10 protein-coding genes are annotated in these 8593 nt (G+C 43.7%); 1 reads left to right on the plus strand and 9 read right to left on the minus strand.

The window, feature by feature from the left end; translation table 11 throughout:
* The first annotated feature begins 8 nt into the window (after positions 1 to 8).
* A complete protein-coding gene (gene ftsZ, locus ABIL00_05575; GenBank protein MEO0110223.1) occupies positions 9 to 1091 on the plus strand; it encodes a cell division protein FtsZ in 1083 nt (360 codons plus the stop codon).
* A gap of 7 nt (positions 1092 to 1098) precedes the next feature.
* Here the strand turns inward: ftsZ and dprA are convergent, their stop codons facing one another.
* The 9 genes from dprA to ABIL00_05620 all read right to left on the minus strand — a co-directional run bounded on the left by dprA (position 1099) and on the right by ABIL00_05620 (position 8008).
* Positions 1099 to 2178: a DNA-processing protein DprA gene (gene dprA / locus ABIL00_05580; GenBank protein ID MEO0110224.1), complete on the minus strand. Its 1080-nt coding sequence runs from the start codon at positions 2176 to 2178 to the stop codon at positions 1099 to 1101.
* Positions 2171 to 3142, minus strand: coding sequence for a GTPase ObgE (gene obgE / locus ABIL00_05585; protein ID MEO0110225.1), 972 nt, complete (start codon positions 3140 to 3142; stop codon positions 2171 to 2173). Before obgE ends, dprA begins: the two co-directional genes overlap by 8 nt.
* 21 nt (positions 3143 to 3163) lie before the next feature.
* Entirely contained in the window at positions 3164 to 3643 is a 480-nt protein-coding gene (gene coaD, locus ABIL00_05590) for a pantetheine-phosphate adenylyltransferase (protein ID MEO0110226.1), read from the minus strand.
* Positions 3612 to 4175 (minus strand): 16S rRNA (guanine(966)-N(2))-methyltransferase RsmD, encoded by a 564-nt coding sequence (gene rsmD / locus ABIL00_05595; protein ID MEO0110227.1) that lies wholly within the window; start codon positions 4173 to 4175, stop codon positions 3612 to 3614. Before rsmD ends, coaD begins: the two co-directional genes overlap by 32 nt.
* Positions 4176 to 4246: 71 nt before the next feature.
* On the minus strand, positions 4247 to 4510 hold the full coding sequence (locus ABIL00_05600; protein ID MEO0110228.1) for a hypothetical protein: 264 nt from the start codon (positions 4508 to 4510) through the stop codon (positions 4247 to 4249).
* Between the two features lie 4 nt (positions 4511 to 4514).
* Entirely contained in the window at positions 4515 to 5276 is a 762-nt protein-coding gene (locus ABIL00_05605; protein MEO0110229.1) for a slipin family protein, read from the minus strand.
* A 39-nt stretch (positions 5277 to 5315) separates the two neighbouring features.
* A complete protein-coding gene (locus ABIL00_05610; protein ID MEO0110230.1) occupies positions 5316 to 5672 on the minus strand; it encodes a MerR family transcriptional regulator in 357 nt (118 codons plus the stop codon).
* A gap of 1 nt (position 5673) precedes the next feature.
* Positions 5674 to 7296, minus strand: a complete 1623-nt coding sequence (plsY, locus tag ABIL00_05615) for a glycerol-3-phosphate 1-O-acyltransferase PlsY (protein MEO0110231.1) — start codon at positions 7294 to 7296, stop codon at positions 5674 to 5676.
* A complete protein-coding gene (locus tag ABIL00_05620) occupies positions 7289 to 8008 on the minus strand; it encodes a polyprenol monophosphomannose synthase (GenBank protein MEO0110232.1) in 720 nt (239 codons plus the stop codon). Before ABIL00_05620 ends, plsY begins: the two co-directional genes overlap by 8 nt.
* Positions 8009 to 8593 lie beyond the last annotated feature (585 nt).

Here is an 8593-nt window from a genome sequence, read left to right on the forward strand (position 1 = left end):
GAGGAACAATGGGTTCCGAAATAAAAAAACCAGAGATAAAAATTGGAGTATTTGGTTTAGGAAGTGGTGGTGGTAATATTATTAACCACATGATTGAGGAAGGGATAAAAGGGGTTGAGTTCTATGCGATAAATACCGACCGACAGATGCTCAACTTCTCCTTGGCGCCGAATAAAATTCAAATCGGCACCTCTCTCACGGGGGGCTTTGGTTCGGGTGATGATCCAGAAATTGGTCGGAAGGCGTGTCTAGAGTCAGAGGAGGTACTGAGGGATATCGCCACAGGAGTGGATTTGGCTTTTCTCGTCGCGTGTTTAGGTGGGGGAACAGGGAGTGGTGCCTCTTCTTTTCTGGCTAAAATTTTAAAAGAAGCGGGTGCTCTCGTAGTGGCGATTGTGACAAAACCTTTTCGTTACGAAGGAGAATTTCGGATGCGGCGGGCACTAAAAGCCTTGGCGGAACTACGTTCCCACATTGACGCCCGAATGGTCTTAGCAAATGACCAGATCATTGAGCATTACGGGAATAGATTTTTCGGCGACGCCTTCCGCAGTATTAATAGTCTAATTACCGAAGCGGTAAAGGGAGTAATTGATATGCTCAATACCCCTCAGATTATCAATATTGACTTCGCTGACTTCCGTTCGGTTATGGCGGAGAAAGGTTTAAGTGCGATGAGTGTGGGTATCGGGATGGGTGAAAATCGGGCAAGGTTGGCAGCAGAGAATGTATTAAATTCACCTTTTTTGGATACCGCCGATCTGCGCGGCTGTAAAAAAGTACTGATTAATGTGACCGGTGATGAAAAATTGACGATGCGTGAGGTGCAGGTTGCCTGTAATACCATTACCGAGTGTCTCTCCCCAAAGACTTTAATTCGGTGTGGCTACGGTAAGGATAAGAATCTAAAAGATAAGATGAAGATCACCATGGTGGCAAGTGGGATGGAGGAGAAATTAGATAACTACCTGGATATTGACGGGATAATAAAAGATTTAGAAAACGTGATGCCCGTGCGGCGCAACGGCAAAATTGATTTAGAAAATCGGGAGATTCCGGCTTTTTTACGTCTAAGAGCGAAAGTAGATTAAAAGAGATTTAGGATACCCTAAGATATCTATTGCCCGGGAGTTGTTTAACAATTCCTCGCATTTCTAAAATAAAAAGTTGGGTTAAAACTTCTTGGACCGGTCTTTCCAACTTTTCTACAATTTCATCAACATAAAGGGGTGCCTCCGAGAGGAGTTCGGTAAGTTTCTTTTCTTCTTCAGAGAGTTCCAATTCCTCTTTCTCTCTTTCCCGAGGCAAAATTTTTAAACTTTCTAGAATGTCTTGAACGGAAGTTACGGGCGTGGCACCCTCCTTGAGGAGGTTGTTCGTTCCAGCCGATTTGGGAGAGGTGATTGGTCCGGGAGGGACAAAGACGGTCTTTCCCTGTTCCGCTGCCCACCACGCAGTAATTAAAACGCCGCTTCTTGCCGGGGCTTCTACGGCAAGGACCGCTAGAGCAAGTCCGGAGATGATTCGGTTGCGCCGGGGAAAGTTAAAACGGTCGGGTGGGGTCGCGATATTAAATTCGGTAATAATCGCCCCTCTTTCTACGATCCTTTCTCGGAGATTTTGATTCTCCGGCGGATAGGGAATGTCAATCCCGCACCCGAGAACGGCGAGTGTCCGGCCGGCGGTTAAGGCGGTTCTATGGGCTAAGGTATCAATACCCCGAGCTAAACCACTAATTATCGTCAACCCATTTTTTGCTAATTCAAAGGTAAATTTCTCAGTGACCTGCCGACCGTATTCAGAAGGATTTCTTGTGCCAACGATGGCGATACTCTTTTCATCTTCCTTTCTTATTTCTCCTTGGATAAATAAAATCGGAGGGTAGAATTTTATGTTCAAAAGATTTTGGGGATAATCTTTATCCAAAAAAGAAACGATTTTTACTCTTAATTCGGTAGCCTTCTTAATCTTCTCCCGGCAATTTTTTATGGGAAATTTTATTATCTGTTCGGCAATTTCTTCGTCCATCCCCTCAATTGTTAAAAGCTCCTCCTTTTTTGCCTTAAAGATTTTCTCCGGATCTCGGAAATGGGTAAGGAGGTTTTTTATCTTACGCGGGGTAATCTTGGGCACATCAAGAAGGGCGATATGGAAAGGATTAAAATGGGGATTAACCACTTTTAATTAGGTTCATTAAATTGTGGCGCAGATTTTCTGTGCCTTCTCCTTTTAAGGCGGAGACAAAAAAAGCAGGATGAGGAAGGGGAGGAAGGGAAACTTCCTTTTGGGGGAGAAGGTCAATCTTATTAAAGACGATAACTTGTTTCTTATTTAAGATCTCTGGGTTATAATTCTTAATTTCTTCCCTTAATGTTTCAAAATCGGCAATTGGGTGAGGGGAGGTGATATCAATTAGGTAGAGGATAAGTTTAGTTCTTTCAATATGGCGCAAGAAACGGAGCCCAATTCCTTTCCCTTTGTGGGCATCTTTAATTATCCCCGGCAGGTCGGCAACCGTAATTACCATCTCCTCATTTCTTAATATCCCTAAATTTGGGGTGAGGGTGGTAAAGGGGTAAGGGGCAATTTTGGGTTCGGCTTTCGTCAAACGAGAGAGGAGGGTGGATTTCCCAGCATTAGGGAAGCCAACGATACCGATGTCGGCGATTAGGCGGAGGACAATTTTTAATTGCTTCTTCTCTCCCTCCTTACCTTTCTCTCTTATTCTCGGGGCTTGGTTGGTTGGACTTTTGAAATGGGTATTACCCCGCCCGCCTCTTCCTCCTTTGGCGACGAGGATGGTTTCTTTATCTTTTAAGATTGAGCCGAGATAATCTCCAGTTAAGAAATCGTAAATATCACTTCCCAGGGGCACAGGGATATAAAGGTCTTTCCCCTTTTTCCCGTGGCGATTTTTCCCTTTGCCGTGTTCCCCTCTTCCTGCTCTATATTCCCTACGATAAGTTAAATCCGCTAAAGTCTGGAGATTGGCTCTTCCCACTAAATAGCAAGAACCTCCGTCCCCACCGTCGCCACCATCCGGTCCTCCTTTGGGAATGAACCTCTCCCGGCGAAAGGAGATACAACCATCGCCACCATCGCCCGCTTTTACGGTGATTATCGCCTCGTCAACGAATTTCATCCGAAAATATTGAGTCTCTTTTTAGCGACCCATTTTTTTGCGCAGCGCTTCGGCAACTACCTCGGGAACGAAATTTTTCACACATCCCCCCAAAGAGGCGATTTCTTTCACTAAACTGGCGGAAAGGAAGATGAACTCTTGGGAGGGGAGGAGGAAGATTGTCTCAATATCCGGAGCAATTTTTCGATTGGTTAGTGCCATTTGGAATTCGTAGTCAAAATCCGCTACTGCTCTTATTCCACGGATTATCGCCTGGGCCTTCTTTTCTCGGACAAAATCAACCAGAAGTCCGGTAAAAGGGTAGACTTCCAGATTTTTCAAGTCTTTTGTCACTTCTTTCACCAGGGTGACTCTCTCTTCCAGGGAGAAGAGCAGTTTCTTTTCTTCCCTTTTTGCCACTCCGACAATGACGGTGTCAAATAACTGGAGGGCTCTTTTAATAATATCAAGGTGCCCATTAGTGATTGGGTCAAAACTTCCCGGATAAACTACCCTCTTCATCTTCGCTCCTTTGGAGAAAGGTTATTTTTGTTTCTCCATAAACTTTACTTTTTACCACTCTTAAATCTTTTGGCAGATTAATCTCTTCCTTTTTATGATGTTCGGCAACGATTATGCCGTTATTCCCTAATAAATCAAAACGGACAAGTTCACCAATCACCTTTTCCACCATCCCTTTGCCGTAGGGCGGATCTAAAAAGATGAGATTAAATTTTTCCCCTTTCAAGTTAGGGATGGCTTTAAAGACATCCTTTCTCATGGGGTAGCAAAATTTTAATCCTTTAATGTTTTCTAAGAGGTAAGAGAAATTCTTCTTATCGCTTTCTACAAAATAGACTTCGCGGGCACCCCGCGAGAGGGCTTCAATTCCCATTGCCCCAGGACCAGAGAAGAGGTCTAACACCTTACTCCCTTTTATCCTTTCTCCTAAGGAAGAAAAGATAGCTAATTTTACTATCCTTTCGGTAGGTCGGATTTTCCCTTTTGGATATTTTAGTCTCTTCCCTTTCAGTTCGCCGCCGGTAACAAACATTTTAATAGGATAAGAGAAGAAGGGGATAAGTCAATATCTTTACTCGGAACTCAAAAGAAAATATTAGGGTTTTAGAAGAAGTAATCTAATATTTTGTATATGAGAAAGACGAAAAAGATAATCCCGGGAAATGGCAGGATAAGAAAAAAAGTCCGCCAACCGAAATGTTGGACAAGAAGGGAAAGAATACTTACAAGCCAGATAATGATAGGGAACCAACCGGCGATGAGGATCAATACCGTCCATTTGCCTAAGAGGTTGGTGAAAAGTAAAACAATAGTGATGACCGCTAGAACAATAACGTAAAGAGAAAAAAGAAAAAATGAGGTCAGCACATTTTTATCCGCGCTCTCCTTTTTCCGACTTTTTAATAAAGGGAGTTAAAAGGTCAATAGGTACGGGAAAGATTATGGTTGAATTCTTTTCAGTGGCGATTTCGGTTAGCGTCTGGAGAAACCGAAGTTGAATCGCTTGGGGGATTTGGGAAAGGGTCATTGCCGCTTCCTTTAGTTTTTCCGCTGCCTGATACTCGCCATCGGCATGGATGATCTTGGCTCTCCTCTCCCTTTCCGCCTCCGCCTGGCGGGCGATCGCCCTTCGCATCTCGTCGGGAATATCAACATGCTTTATCTCAACCATTGAAACTTTAACTCCCCAAGGGTCAGTTTGCTTATCAATAATCTGCTGGAGGCGTTGGTTGATTAATTCTCTTTTGGTTAAGAGGTCATCGAGTTCGTATTCACCCAGGACACTTCTTAAAGTAGTCTGGGAAATTTGGGAGGTGGCGTAAAGATAATCTTCTACTTCAATCACCGCCTTTTCCGGGTTGAAGGGACGAAAGTAGGCGACCGCATTTACTTTGACGGAGATATTATCCCGGGTGATCACATCCTGAGGCGGCACATCCATTGTCACGGTTCTTAAACTGACCTTCACCATCCGGTCAATGAAGGGTATTAAGATAATGAGCCCCGGTCCTTTCACACCAACAAAACGTCCCAGGCGGAAGATTACCCCCCTTTCGTATTCCCGGAGGATTTTTATCATTGAGGAAAGGATGATAATAACAATGATGATTAAAAATATCGTGGAGTAGTACATAATACCCTCCTTAAAAACGAAAAGATACCAACCGGTATTTTAATCGGGGATAAAATCACTCCCTTCCGGTTGGTCTTTCAATATTTCCAAAGCGGTGGCGAGTTCTTTCTTTATTAAGGAGATTATATCCCTCATTTCCCAGTTTCCCATTCTCTCCCGTCTTTTTATCGTTTGCAACCTCTTCTTCGCCCCCGCCACCGAATAACCTTCTTTTTTGATCAAAAACTTTATCCAATCAAACTCTTCAAACCCTTTGCTATCAAAGAAAGAAGATTTCTGGTTCTTTTTTATCGGTCTTACGGCAAACTGCTTTTCCCAATAGGATATGGTATGGTAAGGGACTTTCAACTCCTGGGCAATCTCTTTTAAGGTATAAATCTTCCTTTTGGGTTCCATTTCATTCCTCCTTTAAGTCCCGGGAGAGTAAAGACCTTAAACTCATTTCCGGGTCATTTCCCAGGTAAAGGATCTTATAAATCTCCTCCATTATCGGCAACTCTAAATTCTTCTTTTTCGCAAGTTGGTAGGCACTGGCGCAGGTATCAATCCCTTCAATCACTCCTCCCATATCTTTCCTAATTTCGGTAATAGTTTTACCTCTACCGATTTCTAAACCCAATTGGTAATTTCGGGAGTGAGGGGAAAAACTGGTGAGGATTAAATCACCAACTCCAGAAAGACCAAAGATGGTTTCGGCCCGAGCGCCATAAGATTGGGCAAGTTTAGCCATCTCTTTTAAGCCCCGGGTGAGCAGGGCAGATTTAGCATTAATTCCCCAACCCTTGCTATCAACAATTCCGGAGGCGATGGCGAAGACATTTTTAAGGGCACCACCAAATTCCACTCCGAGTTTATCCTTTGAGAGATAGACCCGGAGATTTTCGTTGGCAAGGAATTTCTGCATCTCTTTACCCAAGGAGATATCCTCAGTTGCCAAAATCAAAGCTGAAGGTTTTCCTTGGCTGATCTCATAGGGGATGCCGGGACCAGCGAGGATGAGAAGGCGATTTTGGGGTAGATAATCACTGATGATTTGGGAGGGTAATTTCAAGGTCTTCTGCTCAATACCTTTAATGGTGGAGATTAAAATCGCTTCTTTGGGGATCAGTTGGTAATTTTTCTCTAAGACTTCCCGCAGAGCGGAACAGGGGAGAGCGAAGAAGATGATAGGAAAATTCTTTAGGTGAGAAAGGGGGGAAGTAGTAAATTGGATATTTTCGGGGAAGGAAATCTCTTCTGGAAGTTCCTTAGATTTTTCACCCTTTTCCTTTTTTCCCTCCCAGAGGATAATCTTTTCTGCCTTCGGGGCAAGAAGGAGCGAGAGGCTCTGAGCCCATCTTCCGGCTCCTAAGAAGAGGAGGGAAGGTTTTAGAAATTCCAATTTCTTTTCGCGCCTCTTTCCAAAATGGGTCTTGGGCTCGGAATGCTGCCAGAGTCTTTTGAGATTTGGAATGTGGCTTAAGACGACGAGGAGGGCGATGAGGATAAAAACTAACCTTTCCGAAAGGGGGAGTGAGAAAAAGAAAGAAGAGAGAATTAAAATAAAAATGAAGATGAGGGAGGAAAGGGAGGCATAGGAGAAAAGGATAAAAGAGATAATCCAAGAAATGGCACCGATAAGGAAAATCTTTGGCTCGAGCGCGCAAACAACACCCAAAGAGGTGGCAACCCCTTTCCCTCCCCGAAAGCCTAAGAAAGGGGTGAAGAGATGGCCTAAAACAGAACCCAATCCGACATAAAGGGGAAGAAGTTCCAGTCTCGGTGCCAAAAGTGTGGGTAAGAAGCCTTTAGCGAAGTCCAGAAGGAAGACGGGTAAAGCAAAAATAACCCCCAAATTTCGGGCAACATTAGTGAAACCGATATTTTTACTTCCGTAAAGGCGGATATCAATTCCTCGGAGGAGGGGCAGAAGATAACCGAAGGGGATACTACCCAATAGATAGCCAAAGAAGAGGGAGATAAGGAAAGTTGCGAAGGGGCTATCAATGCTCCCTTGCGGGAAGAGTAACATTTCAATCATCTTCCCCGAAAAGCCTTTTTAAGAAGAGGCGGAGGACTAAAAAGAATGCCTGGTAGATTATCCTCTTTGACATCTTGGAAGTCCCCGCCCTCCTTTCAACAAAGATAATGGGAATTTCCTTTACCTTAAAGCCCTTCCGCCAGATGTAGTAGTCAATCTCAATCTGGAAGCCGTAGCCATCCGATTTTATTTGGTCTAGGTTAATTCCAGCCAATGCCTCCCTTTTGTAAGCCTTAAAGCCGGCGGTGAGGTCGTGGATTGGGCAACCGGTAAACTTTCGGGCGTAGAGGTTAGCAAAGAAACTTAATAAAAGTCTTTTCATTGGCCAATTAACTACTGAGACACCTTGGCAATAGCGGGAGCCAATCACTAAGTCCGCATCTTTAAGTTCTTCAATCAACCGGGGTAAGTCTTCAGGAGAGTGGGAGAAGTCCGCATCCATTTCCACGGCATAATCGTAATTTCTTTCCAAGGCGTATTTGAAACCTAAGATATAAGCAGTTCCCAATCCCAATTTCTTTGGCCGTTGGATCAAATGGATTCGGGGATTATCTCTTCTCATTCCTTCTACAATTTCCGCGGTGCCGTCAGGAGAGGCATCATCAATTACTAAGACATCCAATTCCGGAGATTGGGCGAGGATCTTCGGGATGATCTCCGAGATATTTTCCGCTTCGTTATAAGTCGGAATGATTACCAATCCCTTCGGCATAAGGAATTATAGGGAATTTTTCTTAATTTGCAAGGGAATAGGTGCAGCCGTTAATAGTGACCCTGACCGCTTTGGGAGCCTACCTCTAAGAATAATAATTATGGTTGAGTAGAGATAAATCCCAGCGTTTGAAAAAATCCTTTTAATCAAATCCCTCCGGCGATAGAAAAGATAGGGGTGATACCTTGCTAAAGTGAACCTCTTACCATCTTCTAATTAAAATTGGCACTCGGTTGACAAGGATTGAAAATGGGAAGAGAGATAGAGGGAGAGGAGTGATTGGAGGGATGGCGAATATTTTTAAGATAGAACTTTTCGACTTTTGGTCTGGTCACAATCTCTTTAAGCAGGAGAATCGTCTCTTTGCGAGATATATTCAAATTATGTGGAAAATTGAAAGAGGAGTTATATTTGATTATAATAAAAGGCGGGTGCCACCAAAATCAGCACCCGCCAAATAAAAAGTATCCTTGACGAGATAGCGAGGAACGGAGCTAAGGAATCAATTGAGGAAGCCTTAAAATTGGAGCGGGATGAATTTTTAGCCCGAAAGAGGCACGAAAGGGTTCCCAAGGAGAAATTTCG

Source organism: candidate division WOR-3 bacterium, from assembly GCA_039801905.1.
Taxonomy (GTDB): Bacteria; Hydrothermota; Tepidihabitantia; order Tepidihabitantales; family JBDRVQ01; genus JBDRVQ01.

Coding starts and splice junctions, on each gene's coding strand:
- ftsZ (MEO0110223.1), top strand. CDS start 9: ATGGGTTCCGAAATAAAAAAACCAGAGATAAAAATTGGAGTATTTGGT.
- obgE (MEO0110225.1), bottom strand. CDS start 3,142: ATGAAATTCGTTGACGAGGCGATAATCACCGTAAAAGCGGGCGATGGT.
- coaD (MEO0110226.1), bottom strand. CDS start 3,643: ATGAAGAGGGTAGTTTATCCGGGAAGTTTTGACCCAATCACTAATGGG.
- rsmD (MEO0110227.1), bottom strand. CDS start 4,175: ATGTTTGTTACCGGCGGCGAACTGAAAGGGAAGAGACTAAAATATCCA.
- ABIL00_05605 (MEO0110229.1), bottom strand. CDS start 5,276: ATGTACTACTCCACGATATTTTTAATCATCATTGTTATTATCATCCTT.
- ABIL00_05610 (MEO0110230.1), bottom strand. CDS start 5,672: ATGGAACCCAAAAGGAAGATTTATACCTTAAAAGAGATTGCCCAGGAG.
- plsY (MEO0110231.1), bottom strand. CDS start 7,296: ATGATTGAAATGTTACTCTTCCCGCAAGGGAGCATTGATAGCCCCTTC.
- ABIL00_05620 (MEO0110232.1), bottom strand. CDS start 8,008: ATGCCGAAGGGATTGGTAATCATTCCGACTTATAACGAAGCGGAAAAT.